This is a genomic window from Azospira sp. MPR-E4, assembly GCF_058809645.1.
In genome coordinates this window covers 1-16,644 of the sequence record NZ_JBXAST010000069.1, presented here as the reverse complement: position 1 = coordinate 16,644, position 16,644 = coordinate 1, and the positions used below count along the sequence as shown (strand labels likewise).

18 protein-coding genes are annotated in these 16,644 nt (G+C 66.5%); 4 read left to right on the top strand and 14 right to left on the bottom strand.

Annotated elements, in window-relative coordinates; genetic code table 11:
* Nucleotides 1-43: 43 nt before the first annotated feature.
* The gene (locus AC1RTA_RS15005) at nt 44-943 is read right to left on the bottom strand and encodes a LysR substrate-binding domain-containing protein (RefSeq protein WP_492785182.1); all 900 of its coding nucleotides are present in this window, start codon (nt 941-943) and stop codon (nt 44-46) included.
* Between the two features lie 108 nt (nt 944-1,051).
* Between AC1RTA_RS15005 and AC1RTA_RS15000 the strand changes: the two genes are divergently transcribed.
* Nucleotides 1,052-1,981 (top strand): AEC family transporter, encoded by a 930-nt coding sequence (locus tag AC1RTA_RS15000; RefSeq protein ID WP_492785181.1) that lies wholly within the window; start codon nt 1,052-1,054, stop codon nt 1,979-1,981.
* 7 nt (nt 1,982-1,988) lie between these two features.
* Here the strand turns inward: AC1RTA_RS15000 and AC1RTA_RS14995 are convergent, their stop codons facing one another.
* The 3 genes from AC1RTA_RS14995 to ada are packed head-to-tail and all read right to left on the bottom strand — an operon-like array spanning nt 1,989 to nt 4,848.
* Complete coding sequence (locus tag AC1RTA_RS14995) at nt 1,989-2,969, bottom strand: DNA-3-methyladenine glycosylase 2 (protein ID WP_492785180.1); 981 nt, start codon at nt 2,967-2,969, stop codon at nt 1,989-1,991.
* Complete coding sequence (gene alkB, locus AC1RTA_RS14990; RefSeq protein ID WP_492785179.1) at nt 2,966-3,628, bottom strand: DNA oxidative demethylase AlkB; 663 nt, start codon at nt 3,626-3,628, stop codon at nt 2,966-2,968. The genes AC1RTA_RS14995 and alkB overlap by 4 nt, the downstream gene beginning before the upstream one ends.
* Complete coding sequence (gene ada / locus AC1RTA_RS14985) at nt 3,625-4,848, bottom strand: bifunctional DNA-binding transcriptional regulator/O6-methylguanine-DNA methyltransferase Ada (protein WP_492785178.1); 1,224 nt, start codon at nt 4,846-4,848, stop codon at nt 3,625-3,627. Before ada ends, alkB begins: the two co-directional genes overlap by 4 nt.
* Before the next feature lie 196 nt (nt 4,849-5,044).
* On the opposite strand from ada, the gene AC1RTA_RS14980 reads away from it, so the two are divergent.
* The 3 genes from AC1RTA_RS14980 (at nt 5,045) to AC1RTA_RS14970 (ending at nt 8,078) form a co-directional block, all read left to right on the top strand.
* On the top strand, nt 5,045-6,361 hold the full coding sequence (locus tag AC1RTA_RS14980; protein WP_492785177.1) for an FAD-dependent oxidoreductase: 1,317 nt from the start codon (nt 5,045-5,047) through the stop codon (nt 6,359-6,361).
* A 107-nt stretch (nt 6,362-6,468) separates the two neighbouring features.
* Complete coding sequence (locus AC1RTA_RS14975) at nt 6,469-7,410, top strand: restriction endonuclease (RefSeq protein WP_492785176.1); 942 nt, start codon at nt 6,469-6,471, stop codon at nt 7,408-7,410.
* Between the two features lie 23 nt (nt 7,411-7,433).
* Entirely contained in the window at nt 7,434-8,078 is a 645-nt protein-coding gene (locus AC1RTA_RS14970) for an HD domain-containing protein (protein ID WP_492785175.1), read from the top strand.
* Nucleotides 8,079-8,111: 33 nt separating this feature from the next.
* Here the strand turns inward: AC1RTA_RS14970 and AC1RTA_RS14965 are convergent, their stop codons facing one another.
* The 10 genes from AC1RTA_RS14965 to AC1RTA_RS14920 all read right to left on the bottom strand — a co-directional run.
* A complete protein-coding gene (locus tag AC1RTA_RS14965; RefSeq protein ID WP_492785174.1) occupies nt 8,112-8,657 on the bottom strand; it encodes a hypothetical protein in 546 nt (181 codons plus the stop codon).
* An 89-nt stretch (nt 8,658-8,746) separates the two neighbouring features.
* On the bottom strand, nt 8,747-9,031 hold the full coding sequence (locus AC1RTA_RS14960; protein WP_492785173.1) for a hypothetical protein: 285 nt from the start codon (nt 9,029-9,031) through the stop codon (nt 8,747-8,749).
* Between the two features lie 346 nt (nt 9,032-9,377).
* Nucleotides 9,378-11,207, bottom strand: coding sequence for a DNA helicase RecQ (recQ, locus tag AC1RTA_RS14955; protein WP_492785172.1), 1,830 nt, complete (start codon nt 11,205-11,207; stop codon nt 9,378-9,380).
* A 122-nt stretch (nt 11,208-11,329) separates the two neighbouring features.
* The gene (locus tag AC1RTA_RS14950) at nt 11,330-12,295 is read right to left on the bottom strand and encodes a TerC family protein (protein WP_014238105.1); all 966 of its coding nucleotides are present in this window, start codon (nt 12,293-12,295) and stop codon (nt 11,330-11,332) included.
* 9 nt (nt 12,296-12,304) lie between these two features.
* Nucleotides 12,305-12,583, bottom strand: a complete 279-nt coding sequence (locus tag AC1RTA_RS14945) for a hypothetical protein (RefSeq protein ID WP_492785171.1) — start codon at nt 12,581-12,583, stop codon at nt 12,305-12,307.
* A gap of 286 nt (nt 12,584-12,869) precedes the next feature.
* Nucleotides 12,870-13,628, bottom strand: a complete 759-nt coding sequence (locus AC1RTA_RS14940; protein WP_492785170.1) for a UDP-2,3-diacylglucosamine diphosphatase — start codon at nt 13,626-13,628, stop codon at nt 12,870-12,872.
* A gap of 48 nt (nt 13,629-13,676) precedes the next feature.
* A complete protein-coding gene (locus AC1RTA_RS14935) occupies nt 13,677-14,168 on the bottom strand; it encodes a peptidylprolyl isomerase (RefSeq protein WP_014238102.1) in 492 nt (163 codons plus the stop codon).
* 110 nt (nt 14,169-14,278) lie between these two features.
* Nucleotides 14,279-14,854 (bottom strand): peptidylprolyl isomerase, encoded by a 576-nt coding sequence (locus tag AC1RTA_RS14930; protein WP_492785169.1) that lies wholly within the window; start codon nt 14,852-14,854, stop codon nt 14,279-14,281.
* Nucleotides 14,854-16,155: a L,D-transpeptidase family protein gene (locus tag AC1RTA_RS14925; RefSeq protein ID WP_130458777.1), complete on the bottom strand. Its 1,302-nt coding sequence runs from the start codon at nt 16,153-16,155 to the stop codon at nt 14,854-14,856. Before AC1RTA_RS14925 ends, AC1RTA_RS14930 begins: the two co-directional genes overlap by 1 nt.
* Nucleotides 16,155-16,644: YybH family protein (locus AC1RTA_RS14920; RefSeq protein WP_492785168.1), on the bottom strand; the 490-nt coding region annotated here is incomplete at its 5' end. The genes AC1RTA_RS14925 and AC1RTA_RS14920, both read right to left, overlap by 1 nt.

The window sequence follows — 16,644 nt, the reverse complement described above, 5'->3', positions numbered from 1 at the left end:
GAGTGGGCAGGGGCGGCCATTGTACCCTGGCGGCGGCGGCGCCTCAGTCGAGGCCGGCCTGGTGGCGCACCTGGCGGGCGCAGGCGAGGAAGTGGGGCAGGCAGGGGTTGGGATTGGCGGCGGCCCAGATGATGCCCTGCTCCACCAGGGGCGGCGCGGCGATGGGGCGGAAGGCGGCGCCCTGCAACTGCATCTTGCCCATGGAGCGGGGCACCAGGGAGACCCCCAGCCCTTCGGCCACCAGATTGACGATGGTCTGCTGCAGGTGGGTTTCCAGGCAGACCTTGGGTTCGAAGCCGTGTTCCCGGCAGCAGCCGGCCACCAGGGCGTGCAGGGCCGGGGCGGTGGCGGCGGGAAAGGTGATGAAGGGCTCCCCCGCCAGATCCGCCACGGCCACGGTCTCCTCCTGCGCCAGGGGATGGCCCGCCGGCAGTACGGCGCAGAGGGGCTCCCGGTGCACGCACAGGTATTCCAGGCCCGCCGGACGCTGCCAGGGAAAGGCCAGGCCCACGTCGCAACGGCCGGCCAGGAGGGAATCGTCCAGCTCCCGGGGCAGCAGTTCCCCCAGCTGCACCTCCACCTGGGGGAAGTCCCGGCGGTAGGCCTTGATCAGGGGCGGCAGGGCGCTCCAGGCGGCGGCCATGGTGAAGTCCAGGCGCAGGCTGCCCTGTTCGCCCCGGTGCACCGCCCGGGTGCCCTGCACCGCCTGCTCCAGGTCGGCCAGCAGGCGCCGGGCCTGGGCGAGGAAATGCCGCCCGGCCACGGTCAGTTCCACCTGGCGGGAGCTGCGCTGGAACAGCATGACTCCCAGGGATTCCTCCAGGGCGGCGATCTGCCGGCTCAGGGGCGGCTGGGAGATGTGCAGCAGGGCGGCGGCCCGGCCGAAGTGCAGGGTCTCGCCCAGGGTGACGAAGTAACGCAGTTGGCGCAGGTCCGGCAGCATCGTTGCGTCCAGGGTATTGATGTGCGACTTATATAGCATTGGACGGTATGAATGGGGAAGTCCTAAGCTGGTGCCTCCGTTCCCGCTCCCCGGTTCCCCGGCCCCGCCATGATCGCCATCCTGCAAGTCGTCCTGCCCATTTTCGGCCTCATCCTGGCCGGCTACGTGGGCCGCCGCAGCCATTGCCTGGGGGAGGCGGCCTCCTTCGAGCTGAACCGCTTCGTCGTCTGGCTGGCTCTGCCCTCCCTGCTCTTCAAGGCCACCGCCACGGCCACCTGGGCCGAGCTGTGGCAGCCGGGCTTCGTCATTTCCGTCTGCGTCGGCTGCGTCGCGGTATTCGCCGTGACGGTGCTGCTGCGTCTGCGCCAGCTGCGCCACCTGGCCGACGCCAGCATCGACGGCCTTTCCGCCGCCTACGCCAACACCGGCTTCCTCGGCATTCCCCTGTGCGCCCTGGTGCTGGGGGACGAGGGCCTGGTGCCGGCCATCATCGCCACCCTGATCGTGGCCTGCGCCCTTTTCGCGGTGGGCATCGTGCTGGTGGAAATCAGCCTGCAGCAGGCTCCCTCGCCCTGGCGTATCGCCGCCCGGGTGGGCCTGGCCCTGGCCCGCAATCCCCTGGTGGTGGCGCCCCTGCTCGGCGCCGCCTGGGCCGGGGCCGGCCTGGCGCTGCCCCTGGCCCTGGATCGTTTCCTCACCCTGCTCGGCGGCGCCGCCACGCCCTGCGCCCTGGTTTCCCTCGGCGCCTTCCTGGCCCAGCCCCAGGCGGGGCAGCGTTCGGGCACCGCCGGCCTGGTCCTGGCCAAGCTGGTGCTGCAGCCCGCCATCACCGGGCTCCTCGCCTACCGGGTGTTCCAGCTGCCGCCCCTGTGGGCCCACGCCGCCCTGCTCCTCAGCGCCCTGCCCACGGGCACCGGCCCCTTCATGCTGGCCAGCTTCTACGGGCGGGAAGGGGGCATGGTGGCCCGGGTCATCCTGCTCACCACAGTGGGTTCCCTCGCCACCATTTCCCTCTGCCTCTACCTGATCGCCCCTTAGGGCCGTCTCAGGCCTGCAGGCGCAGGCTGGCCCACAGGTGGGCCGCGGCCAGGGCCCGCCAGGGGCGGAAGGATTCGAGCCAGGCTTCCGTTTCCCGGGCCTCCACCGTCCGGCCCAGCAGCAGGCCCAGGGCCCGGCGCACGGCCACGTCGCCGTGGAGGGAGCCGTCGAGCCAGGCAAAGCCCCGCAGCAGGGTGTAATTGACGGTCCACGGACCGATGCCGCGGCGGGCCAGGAGGGCGGCCTGCAGGCCCGGCAGGTCCGCCGCCGGGCAGCTCAGGTCCAGTTCTCCCGCCGCCACGGCCCGGGCCAGGTCCAGCAGGGTCGCCGCCTTGCTGCGGGAGAAGCCGGCCTGGCGCAGGTCCGTTTCGTCGAGCCGGGCCAGGGCTTCCGCATCGGGGTAGCAGTAGAGGCCGGAGGAGTGGCGCAGGTCCGCCGCCAGGATCAGCTGGCGACGCAGGGAAACGGCGGCGGCGACGCTGATCTGCTGGCCGGTGACGGCCCAGGTGAGAGCCTCGAAAGGAGTCGCCGTCTGGGGCACCCGCAGGCCGGGCAGTTGGGCGATGACCGGCCCCAGCTGGGGATGGCGCCCATGGGCGGCGGCGAACTCGGCCACCGGCTGGCCCAGGCCCAGCAGATGGCTGACCAGGGCCTGCACGGCGGCAGCGGCGGGGTGGGGGCCGCCGCCCACCGCCAGGGTTGCCGTTACCCGGGCGCCGGGGCCCAAGGTTTCCGCTGCGGCTTGGTCTGCCCCTTCTCTTGTGACGGCTGCCTTGCGTTGTCTCTTGCCGGCCCTGCCAAGGGCCGCCTCCCCGGGGCTTTCCAGCACCAGGCTGAGGCAGGCGGGACGGCCCTGCCACAGCAGGCCCTTGTCGATGCGCTGCGCCGTTACCCGCTCGGCCAGGGCCTGGCTGTCGCGGCGGTGGAAGGCCAGCAGGTCGTCGCCGCGGAAATCCGGCGGCAGTGCCAGGGTCAGGCTGGTCTTCATCGGCGGGCCCGGCGCAGGGTCAGGTTGAGGCGGCAGGGGCCGGTGAGGGCGTGGTTCCCGTCTTTCACTGGCTGCACGCCGTGGAAGCGCAGCCGGTCCGGCCCGCCCCACACCAGCACGTCGCCGTGCAGCAGGGGAATTTTCACCGTCTTGTCGTTGCGGCTGGCACCACCGAGGAGGAACACCGCCGGCAGGCCCAGGGAAAGGGAGACGATGGGCTGGGAGAAGTCCTCCTCGTCCCGGTCCTGGTGCAGGGAGAGGCGGGTGCCGGGGGCGTAGCGGTTGATCAGGCAGGCATCGGGGACGAAACCGGGAAAGCCGGCGGCCGCGGCGGCCGCGGCGGCCAGTTGCAGCAGCAGGGGCGGCAGGGGCGGCCAGGGCTGGCCGCTCAAGGGGTCGAGGGGGACGTAGCGGTAGCCCCTGCGGTCCGAGATCCAGCCCAGGGGGCCGCAGTTGCTCATGCTCACGACCATGGTCTGGCCGCCGGGGGTAATCATCTGGCGCCAGGGGGAGGCGGCAATGATGCGTTCCACTGCCGCGATCAGTGCCGGCGCCCGCTCCAGGGCGTAGCCGTGCAGCAGCACCGTGCCCGGCCCCAGCCGTTCGGCGTGGGGCGGCGGGGGCGGCAGGTCGGCAAAGAGGTCCAAAGTGCCGCTCATGGTGCTGCCTTGATGTGGGGTGGTGCCGCGCTGGCGGCGGGATTTTCCGCCTGCTGCCGTTCCCGCTGCTGCAGGGCGGCCTTGCGTTCCAGGCCCCAGCGGTAGCCGGCCAGGTTGCCGTCGCTGCGCACCACCCGGTGGCAGGGCACGGCCACGGCCAGGGGATTGGCGGCACAGGCGGCGGCCACGGCGCGCACGGCTTTGGGCAGGCCCAGGTCCCGGGCGATTTCGGTGTAGCTGCGGGTCTCCCCGGGGGGGATGGCCTGCAAGGCTTGCCAGACGCGGCGCTGGAAGGCAGTGCCCTGGAGATCGAGGGGCAGGGCCAGTCCCAGCCGGGGGGCTTCCACCAGGCCCACCACCTGGGCGACCCAGGCGGCGAAGTTGCCGTTGTCCGCTGCACCTGCCGTTTGTCCTTCCTCCTCCGGCCCGCTGCCGATCAGCCGGGCCTTGGGAAAACGGGCCTGCAGGTCCGCCACCAGGGCCAGGGGATCGTCCCCCAGCAGGATGGCGCATAGTCCCCGGGCGCTGCGGGCCGCCAGCAGGGCGCCGAGGGAGGTTTGGGCCACGGCGAAGCGGATTTCCTCGGCAGCGCCGCCCTGGCGGAAGCGCCCCGGCGTCATGCCCAGCACCCGTCCGGCCTCGCTGTAGAGGCGGCTGCTGGCGTTGTAGCCGGCGCCGTAGGCGGCCTCGGTCACACCCTGGCCGGCGGCCAGGTTCTGGCGCAGGCGCTCGGCCCGCCGGGCCTTGGCATAGGCGCCGGGAGTGAGGCCGGTATGGGTCTGGAACAGGCGGTGCAGATGGTGGGGGCTGAGGCCGGCCCGGGCCGCCAGTTGGGCCAGGGTAGGGGGCGTCTCGGCGGCCTCGATGAAGCGGCACAGATCGGCCACCACGGCGGCCTGGCGCTGGGCCAGGGGCGCCTCCTCCGGCCGGCAGCGGCGGCAGGGACGGAAACCGGCTGCGGCTGCGGCCTCCCTGTCGGCGAAGAACTGCACGTTCTCCGGTTTGGGGCGGCGGGAGGGGCAGCCGGGGCGGCAGTAGATGCCGGTGCTGCGCACGGCGTAGACGAACCGGCCTTCTGCCGCCGGGTCCCGGGCGCAGAGGGCCGCCCAGCGCGGGTCGGCGGTGATTGCCGCGGCGCTGGCAGCGGTACCGGTGGCCGTCTTGCCAGGCTTGGCGGCGGGCAGGTTGGGGGCGGATTGGGCGTGGGTAGCGTTTTTCATGGGGATGCTCCGGCAAGGCGACGGGGCCAGCTTAGGCGGCGGCCGGCCCTGGCGCACTCCGGTGCTTGCTTTCAAATTCCATGGTCCGGTTTTACCGCTGCCGTCGCCCGGGAGCAAGGGCCGTGAATTGATGCGCGTCAGGTCGCCCGGCGGCGTCCTTGGCTAGACTGGCGCTTTCCCGTTGCGATCACGAGCCATGAAGCCGAGCCGCCGTCACTTCCTCACTGCCACCGCCGCCCTGGGCGCCCTCGGCGCCATGCCCCTGGCGCGGGCCGCTGCCCCCGCAACCGTCCCGGGCAAGGGCGGCCGGGTGCTCATCGTCGGCGGCGGCTGGGGCGGCCTTGCCGCCGCCCGCCATCTGCGCCAGGAGGCACCCCAGCTGGAAGTGGAACTGCTGGAACGGCTGCCCGCCTTCTGGTCCTGCCCCCGCAGCAACCACTGGCTGGTGGGCCAGGCGGATGGCGCCGCCCTGAGCTTCGACTACCGCCAGGTGGCCGGCCGCCTCGGCTACACCTTCCTCCAGGCCGAAGTCAGCGGCGTGGACCGGGACCGGCGCCAGGTGCTGACCAACCAGGGGCCCCTGGAGTACGACTGGCTGATCCTCTCCCCCGGCATCCGCCACGACTACGGCCCCTGGTTCGGCGACGATGCCGCCGGTCGGGAGGCCGCGGCCCTGGCCCGCAGCCGCCATGCCCCGGCCTACACCGCCGGACCCGAATTCGCCGCCCTCAAGGCCCGGCTGGGCGCCTTCAAGGGTGGCGACCTGCTGATGACCGTGCCGCCCTATCCCTACCGCTGCCCGCCGGCCCCCTTCGAGCGGGCCGTGCTGCTGGCCCGGCACTTCCAGCGGAACCAGATTCCCGCCCGCATCACCCTGCTCGATGCCAACCCGCCCAACCCGGGCTACGCCAAGGTCTTCAACGAATACTTCAAGGACCAGATCCACTACGTGCCCCACGCCCTGGTGCGCCGGGTGGACCTGGGCGCCCGCCGCATCGTCACCGCCGCCGGCGAATTCGGCTGGGACGAGGCCATCCTCATGCCGCCCCAGCAGGCCGGCGACATCGCCTGGCAGGCCGGTCTGGTGGGGCCGGACGATGGTGACAAGAGCGGCGGCAAGAACACCGGCTGGGCCCAGGTGCGCGGCACCAGCCTGCAGAGCCGGGCCGACGAGCGCATCTTCGTCATCGGCGACGCCGTCGGCGCCGTCTCGCCCCTGTTCGGCCACTACCCCAAGAGCGGCCACGTGGCCAACCGCATGGGCCGCATCGTCGCCAAGGAAATCGCCGCCCGGGCCGCCGGCAAGACGGCAGAACCGGCCCTGCCGGACAACCTCTGCTACGTCACGGTGAACCCGGAGCCCCTGGACGTGCTGCTGATGGACACCCAGTACAAATTCCGCGGCGACGGCGTCATCGTCCAGACCCTGCGCCAGTATCGGGACCCGGACCTGGCAGCAGACGAGCTGGCCTGGCATGGGGCGTTGATGGGGGAGATGCAGGGGGCCAGTTGAACAAAAGCTGAGTGCTTCATGCATGGGCCCCAATGAGTCTTGCATAATGTTGGTTCATTTTCCTTTCGAAGAGCAGGTCGTTTCTTGGCCGTTATATAAAAAAGAACATGCCCATTCCTGATTACCAGACCCTGATGCTTCCTCTGCTGATGCTTGCCGGCGACCAGCAAGAGCATCGACTTAGAGATGCCATTGAGCAACTGGCTGCTGAATTTACTCTGACGGATGAGGAACGGGGAACAATGCTCCCTAGTGGAACAGCCCCAATGTTCGACAACAGAGTTGGGTGGGCGAGAACCTACTTAAAACAGGCTGCCTTGCTGGAGTCTCGGAAGCGGGGAATATTTTCTATCACCCAGCGGGGATTGCAGTTGCTTTCAACCAACCCCAGCCGCATTGACAATTCGACCCTCGAGCAATTTCCCGAGTACTTGGCTTTCAAACTCCGTCGAAATGACGATAAGCCTAATGAACAGTCGATTAATGCGGTGCCCAAAGCAGAGCATCTTGTTTCAGTGCCTGAATCGACACCAGAGGAACTTTTTTCCCAGGCTTATCAGAGGCTACGTACCAATCTAGAGGGCGAGCTTCTTGAGCAGGTCAAGTCATCCTCTCCTGCATTTTTTGAACGTCTTGTAATCGATCTGCTAGTTGCGATGGGGTATGGCGGTTCTCGTCAGGATGCCGGAAGGGCCATCGGACGCAGCGGTGACGGTGGTATTGACGGAATCATCAAAGAAGACAAGTTGGGTTTGGATGTCATTTACGTTCAGGCAAAGCGCTGGGAAGGTACGGTAGGCCGACCGGAGATACAAAAATTCGCTGGAGCACTTCAAGGGCAGCGCGCAAATAAGGGCGTGTTCATTACTACCTCCAGCTTTTCTAAAGAAGCGGAGGAATACGCCGGGGTGATTTCCTCGAAAATTATTCTGATTACCGGCGAGTACTTAGCCAAATTGATGGTCGATCATAATGTTGGTGTTTCACCTGTCAGTAGATTTGAGTTGAAACGAATCGATTCCGATTATTTCGAAGGTGAGAGTGTCTAAGTCGGCTTATGTGTGGCCATGACTTGACTCAATGGCGATCAACTCTTGTATCGCTGCTTTCCGCCGATACCCATGATGACGGCGCCCACGACCTCAACCACCTGCACCGGGTCTGGCAGACCGCCCAGATCCTGCTGCAGGACCATGCCGAGGCCGATGCCCTGGTGGTGATGGCGGCCTGCTATCTGCACGATCTGGTCAATCTGCCGAAGAACCATGCAGACCGGGCCCGGGCTTCGACCCTGGCGGCGGAGCTGGCGGTGGCAAAACTCAGGGAAGCGGGTTTTCCGGCAGAGAAACTGGCCGCCGTGGCCCACGCCATCGCGGCCCACAGCTTTTCGGCGGGCATCGCGCCCACCACCATCGAAGCCAAGATCGTCCAGGATGCGGACCGGCTGGATGCTTTGGGAGCGGTGGGATTGGCCCGGCTCTTCTACACGGCGGGGCGTCTGGGCTCAGTCCTGGCCCATGCCGGCGACCCGCTGGGGGCCGCGCGGGAGCTGGACGACAAGGCCTACGCCCTGGACCACATCGAGGTGAAGCTGGCGACCCTGCCGGCCACCATGCAGACGGCGGCAGGTCGCCGCCTGGGGGAGGAACGGCTGCAATGGCTGCGGCAGTTCCAGGCGGACTTTGTGGCCGAGTGGGGTGCCGGCCTGACGGTTTGAATAGCTTGTCATTCGGCGAACACGGGCAACGTATTAGTAAATTCGAACGGCGTAGAGGTCAATCGCATTGAGGCCGTTCCAGTTACAAATGGAAAAGCTATCCATGCAATTGTTGGTGTCCAGTTCACTTAATTCACGCCGCACAGCCTGTTCACCCTGGGAGCCTTTCTCGTAGGCAAAGCAAAGGATGAAATAACCCTCATCTGCCTTCGCTGTGTTGCCGTGTCGAAGAGTGTTCAGCTTTTCAATGTCTTTTCGCCAAGATGCAGCCTGCTCCTTGGGTTTGTTAGTCCAACCCTGTCCTGCCCAGGCGGTCTTGATTTCAATGGCGATGGTAGCCTCCCCTGATTTGCTCGCCAACAGATCGCACTCTTCGCCGTTGCGCTCGTAGCTTGCTTCCACATGGACCAGATAGCCTCTTTCGGCAAACGCCCGGTAAAGGGCACACTTCAACTGGTCTTCTTTGGGTTTGACGTCGTAAATTTGGTCATCGGAATGTAGTTCTGCCAGTTGCTTGTATTCTTCTGTGGCATACGCAAGTCCAATTTTTAGGGGGGCGGATAGATATATGTTTTCCAAGGGTACCTGCTGACTAAATCAGAAAACTAAAACGGGTTCGCAGAAGCCATGGCTGAATCCGGTATCTTCTACCGGAGTGGGCCACTTGCTCAGTCATCGTCCAATACCTCCCTCATGGAACGGATAGGGCCGCTTGAAGCGGGAAGGTCGTTGTTCAGGTCTTTCTCGGCGGGATATACACCGGGCCCCTTTTCTTCCTTTCGATGGACGGCCAGGACGACGATTGCTCCGAGCAGGGGCAACAGCCATACCAGCAGAAACTGGGCGATCTTCTGGGGGCGCTCCGAGAGGGCATCCTGCAAGATCATCCGGGTAGCCCAAACATTCAGCCAGAGCGGAATGGCAACGGCAACGATCGTCAGGACGATTTCCATGAGGGCGGTATCCTTTGCCGCGATCACCATTGGGCTCTGCATGGCTGATGCGGCATTCGGTGATATGCGAATGTCGTCAGCCTAGAGGTGCCCTTTGCCCCTGTCAAACCGGTTGGCGGAAGGGACGGAGGGCTTGGCTGGGGGGGGGGCAATGATGTGGTATATGGCTGCCGTGAGCGCCCCTTACCTTCCTGGAACGCCTAGGGAGTGTCGATCTCGTTGCTGGATGTGAGATGGCCTGGAAGGCAGGCTGGACGCTGCTCCCGGCCTTGCCATGCCGAAGAGTGGCGTCCCTATTGCCTCATCGGGCAGTAGCGTTTGAATCCATCGCCGCCACCCGGACGGCTCAGGCTGCCCGGATGATGCCCAGCAGGTCGTCGCCGTAGCGTTCCAGCTTGGCGGTGCCCATGCCGGAGATGTTCATCAGCTGGTCCCGGGTGGTGGGCCGTTCTTCCGCCAGTTCCTTCAAGGTCTTGTCGTGCAGGATGACGTAGGCCGGCACGCCCTGTTCCTTGGCGGTGGCGGCGCGCCACTGGCGCAGGTCTTCGAAGAGGGACTGGTCTTCCAGGGTCATGTCGTCCAGCTTGGTCGGCGCCCGCTCGCTGCGGCTCTTGCTGCTGCCACCCTTGCGGGCGACGTGGCGGCGCATCTGCAGGGTCTGTTCGCCTCTCAGCACCGGGCGGGCGGCATCGGTGAGCTTCATGGCGCCGTGTTCAGCCAGATCGGCGGTGAGCATGCCGCCGGCCACCAGCTGGCGGAAGACGGCGCGCCAGGCCCCGTCGTCCAGGTCGGCGCCGACGCCGAAGGTGGGCAGGGCGTCGTGGCCCCACTGCTTGACCTTGTCGCTGACCTTGCCCCGCAGCACGTCGATGAGGTGCACCACGCCGAAGCGCTGGCCGGTGCGATAGACCACGGAGAGGGCCTTCTGGGCGGCCACGGTGCCGTCCCACAGTTCCGGCGGGGTGAGGCAGACGTCGCAGTTGTTGCAAGGCTCGCTGGCTTCGCCGAAGTAGTCGAGCAGCACCACCCGGCGGCAGCGGGGGGATTCGGCGTAGGCCAGGAGGGCGTTGAGTTTCTGGGCTTCCAGGCGCTTCTGTTCTTCCGGGGCGACGGAATCCTCGATGCGGGAGCGTTGCAGCACCACGTCCTGCAAACCGTAGGCCATCCAGGCTTCGGCCGGTTCGCCGTCGCGGCCGGCCCGGCCCGTTTCCTGGTAGTAGGCTTCCAGGCTCTTGGGCAGGTCCAGGTGGGCGACGAAGCGCACGTCGGGCTTGTCGATGCCCATGCCGAAGGCGATGGTGGCCACCATGGTGATGCCTTCTTCCCGCAGGAAGGTGCGCTGGTTGCCGGCCCGCACCTCGGCCGGCAGGCCGGCGTGGTAGGGCAGGGCGGGAATGCCCTGGCTGGTGAGCCAGGCGGCGGTCTCTTCCACCTTCTTGCGCGACAGGCAGTAGACGATGCCGGCCTCGCCTTTATGGTTGGCGAGGAAGCCGAGCAGCTGCTTGCGGGGGTTGTCTTTCTCGACGATGAGGTAGCGGATGTTGGGCCGGTCGAAGCTGGCGACGAAGACCCGGGCTTCGGTCAGCCCCAGGCGTACCCGCATTTCTTCCCGGGTGGCCGTGTCGGCGGTGGCGGTGAGGGCGATGCGGGGCACATCCGGGTAGCGGTTGTGCAGGGCCGAGAGCTGCAGGTATTCGGGGCGGAAGTCGTGGCCCCACTGGGAGACGCAGTGGGCTTCGTCGATGGCGAAGAGGGCCAGGCGCTTGTCCTCTTCCAGCTTGTCCAGCAGGGAGAGGCAGCGGTCGGTGAGCAGGCGTTCCGGGGCGACGTAGAGCAGGTCCAGGTCGCCGCGGAGGACGCGCCGCTCCACTTCCTGTACCTGCTGCCAGTCCAGGGTGGAATTGAGGTAGGCCGCCTTGACGCCGAGCTGGGTGAGGGCGTCCACCTGGTCCTGCATCAGGGCGATCAGGGGCGAGATGACCACGCCGCAGCCGTGGCGCAGCAGGGCGGGAATCTGGTAGCAGAGGGATTTGCCGCCGCCGGTGGGCATCAGCACCAGGGCGTCGCCGCCGTCGGCCACGTGGCCGACGATGTCGCCCTGGCTGCCGCGGAAGGCGGTGTAGCCGAAAACCCGGTGCAGGATTTCCAGGGCGGCGGTGTGGGTGTTGGTTTCCATGGGCCGCGATTATCTCACGGCCCATGGGGGGAACCGGCATCAGCAGGTGCCTGGCGTCGTTGTGCCGCCTTGCCGTACTCCGTGTACTGCCTGCGGCGGCACGCCTAGCCAGGCCCCTCCTGCTACCGGTTCCCGGCCGTGGCTTGCTCCGGCCGCAGCAGGGAGGCGACGATGGAGACCGCCAGGATGCCGGCCACGGCGCCCAGGGAGACGAACACCGGGATGTGGAACCACTTGACGATCAGCATCTTCACGCCGATGAAGCAGAGCACCGCCGCCAGGCCGTACTTGAGCAGGTGGAAGCGGGAGGCCATGTCCGCCAGCAGGAAGTACAGGGCCCGCAGGCCGAGGATGGCGAAGATGTTGGAGGTCATGACGATGAAGGGGTCCGTGGTCACGGCGAAAATGGCCGGAATGGAATCCACGGCGAAGATCACGTCGGTGACCCCGATCAGCACCACCACCACGAACAGGGGCGTGAACCAGCGCACCCCGTCCTTCCACACCGACAGCCGGTCGCCATCGTACTGGGGCAGGATCTTCAGGTGGCCGCGCATCCACTTGAGCACCGGATTCTGTTCGATGTCCGGCTCATGTTCGCCGGGCAGGGCCATCTTGATGCCGGTGACGAGCAGGAAGGCGCCGAAGACGTAGAGGATCCAGCTGAACTGGGAAATCAGCCAGGCGCCGATGAGGATCATGACGGCCCGCAGCACCACGGCCAGGATGACGCCGACGATGAGGGCCTTCTTCTGCTGCTCCGCCGGTACCACGAAGGCGGTGAAGATCATCAGGAAGACGAAGATGTTGTCCACCGACAGGGATTTCTCGATCAGGTAGCCGGTGAGGAACTCGGTGGCCTTCAGGTTGGCCACTTCCCTGCCCACGCTGTGGTCCAGCCAGCCCCACAGGATGGCGCAGAAAATGAGGGCCAGGCTTACCCACAGGGCCGACCAGGCCAGGGCCTGGCGGGCGGTAACGGCCCGGCCTCCCTTTTTTTCCAGGGCCACCAGGTCCACCACGATGGCGACGACGACGAAGACGGCAAAGCCGACCCACCACCACAGGTTGCCGATGCTTTCAGCCATGGCGCCTCCTTACCAGTTCTGCCGGCGGTCGCCGGCCGGGTCGATGCGGCGCCATTCCCCGTTCAGGGTGACGGGCTGGCGGGGAGCGCTGGAGGCCCGGGCGTAGGCCGGCGCGAAGGCCGGTTCCGCTTCTGCCTGGGCGCGGCGCACGGCGTCGGCCTGGCGCGCCAGGCGGCGGACAATGGTTGAGAAGAGGGCCTTGAAAATGGGGAGGATGACGAAGCGGCCGATGCCGGCCAGGAGGGCCAGACGGAGCTTGAAGAAGAGGAGCGAGAGCAGCTTTTTCATGACGGTTCCTTTTGCATAAGATCGAGATTAACCGATCCTCGCCGCCCGTAAACGCAAAAAACCTTTGCCGTTGGCGGCAAAGGTCTCGCTTGGGTTGCGTCGGCGCTCTGGATGTTGCGCCTCTGGAACCACCCACCGGGCCGGGGAACTTTCATTCCCGTACTGACGACTTCCGGCGGTTCAGCTACTCCCCTTCGTGGGATCGCGGAGTTGAATTTACGGGGGATGGGCGCTTTGGTCAACCCCGAGGGGCTTGTGGTTATTACGCAGGCCGCCCCGTGGCAGGTCAGGCCAGGGGACGTTGCAGGCTTTCCCGCTGCAGGGTCTCGCCGTCCCACACCAGGCAGTCGCCCCAGGCCCGGCTGGCGTCCTGGCGCCAGTCGGCGAGGACCCAGCGCTCGCAATGGATGCCGTCCACGATGTGGTCGTGGCGGTTCGGGCGGTGGGTGTGGCCGTGGATCAGGGTGGCGTAGCCGTTGTCGCGCAGGAAGTCTTCCACCGTGGCGGCGTTGACGTCCATCAGGTAGTCGGCGCCGTCCCGCTTTTCCGCCTTGATGGCTTCGGAGCGCTGGCGCAGGGCGGCGGCGATGGCCTTGCGTTCCGCCAGGGGCTTGGCCAGGAACTCGCCCTGCCAGGCCGCACCGCGCACCTGGGTGCGGAAGTCCTGGTAGTCCCTGTCGTCGGTGCACAGGATGTCGCCGTGGCTAAGTACAAACTGCCAGGTGACCACGGACAGCACATAGGGGTCGGGCAGCAGGCGCAGGCCGGCGGCGGTGGCGAAGTCCTGACCCAGGAGGAAGTCCCGGTTGCCGTGCAGCAGATTGAGTTCGATGCCCTGGTCGGCGGCCTGGCGCAGGGCGGCGATGATGCGGGCGTTGTAGGGATCGGTGCAGTCGTCGTCGCCGACCCAGTGGTCGAAGAAGTCGCCGAGGATGTAGAGGCTGCTGGCCTGGCGGCCGGGCAGGGAGGCCAGGAAGTCGAGGAAGAGGGCGGTGATGCCCGGGACTGCCGGCGAGAGGTGGAGGTCGGAGATGAAGTAGAGCATGGGGCGCGAGGGTGTGATGATGGCTCGCGCCCCGGTACGGCGGGCTGCTTAGACGACTTCAGCGCGTTCGATGATCACGTCTTCCACCGGCACGTCCTGGTGGAAGCCGCTGCGGCCGGTCTTGACGCCCTTGATCTGATCCACCACCTCGGTGCCTTCGACCACCTTGCCGAAGACGCAGTAGCCCCAGCCGCTGGCGGAGGGGGAGGTGTGGTTGAGGAAGTCGTTGTTCTTGACGTTGATGAAGAACTGGGCCGTGGCGGAATGGGGATCGTTGGTGCGGGCCATGGCGATGGTGTAGACGTCGTTCTTCAGGCCGTTGTCGGCCTCATTCTTGATCGGGGCCTGGGTGTCCTTCTGCTTCATGCCGGGCTCGAAGCCGCCGCCCTGGATCATGAAGCCGTTGATGACCCGGTGGAAGATGGTGTTGTCGTAGTGGCCGGCTTCCACGTAGGAAATGAAGTTCTTCACGGTTTCCGGGGCCTTTTCGGCATCCAGTTCCAGGCCGATGACGCCGAAGTTGGTGTGCAGTTTGATCATGAGCTTGCCTTTCGATGCTGGGTGGGCGCCGCCGCTGGCGACGCCCGAATTGCCCCTCGCCCTCGCAACGAGGGGCCGGGGGTGAGGGCGGCGGGACGGGCCCGCCGGGTTTATTTCTTTTCCGGGAGCAGCTTGACGGACTGGATCACCACCGGGGAGGCGGGGACGTTCTGGTGCCCGCCCTGGTTGCCGGTGCGCACCTGGCCGATCTTCTTCACCACGTCGATGCCTTCGCGCACCTTGCCGAAGACGGTGTAGCCCCAGCCGTCGAAGGAGGGGTAGTCCAGGTTGCGGTTGTCCACCAGGTTGATGAAGAACTGGGCCGTGGCGGAGTGGGGATTGTTGGTGCGGGCCATGGCGATGGTGCCGATGTCGTTCTTCAGGCCGTTCTTGGCCTCGTTCTCGATGGGCGGCCGGGTGGCCTTCTGGGTCATGTCCGGGGTGAAGCCGCCGCCCTGGATCATGAAGCCGTCGATGACCCGGTGGAAAATGGTGCCGTCGTAGAAGCCGTCCTTGGTGTATTGCAGGAAGTTGTCCACGGTCTTGGGCGCCTTGTCCGCATACAGCTCGAGGACGATGCGCCCCTGGTTGGTCTGGATTTCCACCTGGGGATTGGCTGCCAGGACCAGGGGGGCGACCAGGGCCAGCAGCAGGCCGGCGGCGGCGCGGTGCAGGGATTTGAACATCAGGCGGCTCCTTCGTAGATGATTTTCCAGGTGCCGTTTTCCCGCACCCAGTATTGGCGTTTCTTCATCTGGTTGTTGAGGTTGTTGCTGCGGTAGTCCTGTTCGAAGGTGACCACCACGTAGTCTTCCTTGTCCGGGGCGCGGAACATGGACATGCCGGTCAGCTTGACCTTGATCCATTCCTTGCTGGCGTTGACCTGGCGCTTCTGCTGGGCGAAATCCGCCAGGTTCTGCTGGCCGTTCTTGAAGCTGGCGGAGTAGTGGGAGAGGAACTTGTCCACATCCTTGCTCTCCCAGTCGGTCCGCCAGGCGTCGATCTTCTTGTTCAGTTCGTTCCGTTCCTTGTTCCAGTCGTCCAGGGACAGCCATTCCACGGAATTGCTGATGATCACCGGGGTCAGGCCCACCTGCAGGTTCTTGGCCAGGGCATCCAGGTCCGGATTGGCCAGCACGACGCAGCCGTCGGAGGCCCGGGGCGGGCGGGAGAAGGTGTCCGAGGGGGTGCCGTGCAGCCAGATGCCGTGGCCGTTGCGGCCCTGCTGCTTGTCCCACTCGTTGGGGTAGTTGATGGGGAAGGCGCCGCTGCCGTAGAGGTCGGCCAGCTTCTCCCGGGGCAGGCTGGAGGTGACGTGGTAGACGCCGATGGGGGTCTTCTTGTCGCCTTCGCGGAATTTCTCGGCGCCCAGCTTGCCCTGGGTGATGTAGTAGTCGGCGACAAAGCGGGGGCGGCCGGCCTTCAGGTCGTTCTCGTAGAGGTAGAGCCGGGACTTCTGGGTGTCCACCACTACCGCGTATTTCTGCTCCGGCACCATCTGCATCAGGTAGCGGGGCACCGCGTCGGCCTGGGGTTTGTCCTTGTAGCCACGCAGACGCACCATGGCCTCGGCCCGCAGGTCCGCCAGCTTGTCCTGGGGGGCGCCGGGGGCGTTGCCGAAGGTTTCCAGGGGCCGGGTACGGGCCAGCAGCAGGTCGCCCTTGATCAGGTGGCCCAGGCGGAACTTGGGAAAGCGCTCCAGCAGGGTGTCGGTGAGGACCAGGGCCTTGTCCAGGCGGTTGCGTTCGATCTCGTCGAAAATGCGCGCCAGCATGGGCTCCGGGCCTTGCAGGCCGGCGCCGGAATCGGAATAGGTGGCGCCGTCGGCCGGCAGGGATAGATCGGCCTCGCTGCTGCCGTTGCCGTGCTTGTAGCGCCACAGGGCATTGGCCTTCCAGGCGGCGCCGGCGGCAACCAAAACGATCAGGGCAACTACGGTGCGGCGGAAGCGCCGGCCGGAGTTGCCCCGGGTGTACATCAAGGACATCAGCTACCTACTTTTTCCTGCTGGATCAGCCATTTGCCACCGCTACGCTGCAGCACAAGGGTCTTGGCGGCGGAGGATTTGAGTGTGGCGGAGGTGTAATTCTGTTTGAAGCGCACCGTGGCCTTGTCGCCGTTCTGGCTGACCTTGATGTCCTCGACCGATACCTGCAGCTTGCCGGGCTTGTCGATACGGCTGGCCCGTTCCTTCTCCCAGGCCTTGCGGTTGCCGCCGGGGGCCTGGAAATCGGGGGCATAGAAGGAGAGATAGCCCTTCACGTCCTTGCGCGACCAGGCGGCTGCCCAGTTCTGCACGGCCTTGGTGACGGCGCCTTCGTCGGCGGCTTCAGCCTTGGCGGCTGCAGGAGCGGGCTTTTCGGCCTTGGCCGGTTCGGCGGCGGGCTTTTCCTTCTCCGGCTTGTCCAGCACGGTGACCTTGGCCGGCGTGCCCTTGGCCGCTTCCGGTGCCTTGGCCGCTGCGGCGGCCGGGACG

Excerpts from the sequence above, each read along its gene's own strand:
- AC1RTA_RS14950 (WP_014238105.1), bottom strand. The coding sequence starts at position 12,295 with ATGGCTGAAAGCATCGGCAACCTGTGGTGGTGGGTCGGCTTTGCCGTC.
- AC1RTA_RS14925 (WP_130458777.1), bottom strand. The coding sequence starts at position 16,155 with ATGTCCTTGATGTACACCCGGGGCAACTCCGGCCGGCGCTTCCGCCGC.
- AC1RTA_RS14975 (WP_492785176.1), top strand. The coding sequence starts at position 6,469 with ATGCCCATTCCTGATTACCAGACCCTGATGCTTCCTCTGCTGATGCTT.
- AC1RTA_RS14930 (WP_492785169.1), bottom strand. The coding sequence starts at position 14,854 with ATGTTCAAATCCCTGCACCGCGCCGCCGCCGGCCTGCTGCTGGCCCTG.
- ada (WP_492785178.1), bottom strand. The coding sequence starts at position 4,848 with ATGAAAAACGCTACCCACGCCCAATCCGCCCCCAACCTGCCCGCCGCC.
- alkB (WP_492785179.1), bottom strand. The coding sequence starts at position 3,628 with ATGAGCGGCACTTTGGACCTCTTTGCCGACCTGCCGCCCCCGCCGCCC.
- recQ (WP_492785172.1), bottom strand. The coding sequence starts at position 11,207 with ATGGAAACCAACACCCACACCGCCGCCCTGGAAATCCTGCACCGGGTT.
- AC1RTA_RS14945 (WP_492785171.1), bottom strand. The coding sequence starts at position 12,583 with ATGAAAAAGCTGCTCTCGCTCCTCTTCTTCAAGCTCCGTCTGGCCCTC.
- AC1RTA_RS14960 (WP_492785173.1), bottom strand. The coding sequence starts at position 9,031 with ATGGAAATCGTCCTGACGATCGTTGCCGTTGCCATTCCGCTCTGGCTG.
- AC1RTA_RS15005 (WP_492785182.1), bottom strand. The coding sequence starts at position 943 with ATGCTGCCGGACCTGCGCCAACTGCGTTACTTCGTCACCCTGGGCGAG.
- AC1RTA_RS14980 (WP_492785177.1), top strand. The coding sequence starts at position 5,045 with ATGAAGCCGAGCCGCCGTCACTTCCTCACTGCCACCGCCGCCCTGGGC.
- AC1RTA_RS14940 (WP_492785170.1), bottom strand. The coding sequence starts at position 13,628 with ATGCTCTACTTCATCTCCGACCTCCACCTCTCGCCGGCAGTCCCGGGC.
- AC1RTA_RS14935 (WP_014238102.1), bottom strand. The coding sequence starts at position 14,168 with ATGATCAAACTGCACACCAACTTCGGCGTCATCGGCCTGGAACTGGAT.
- AC1RTA_RS15000 (WP_492785181.1), top strand. The coding sequence starts at position 1,052 with ATGATCGCCATCCTGCAAGTCGTCCTGCCCATTTTCGGCCTCATCCTG.
- AC1RTA_RS14995 (WP_492785180.1), bottom strand. The coding sequence starts at position 2,969 with ATGAAGACCAGCCTGACCCTGGCACTGCCGCCGGATTTCCGCGGCGAC.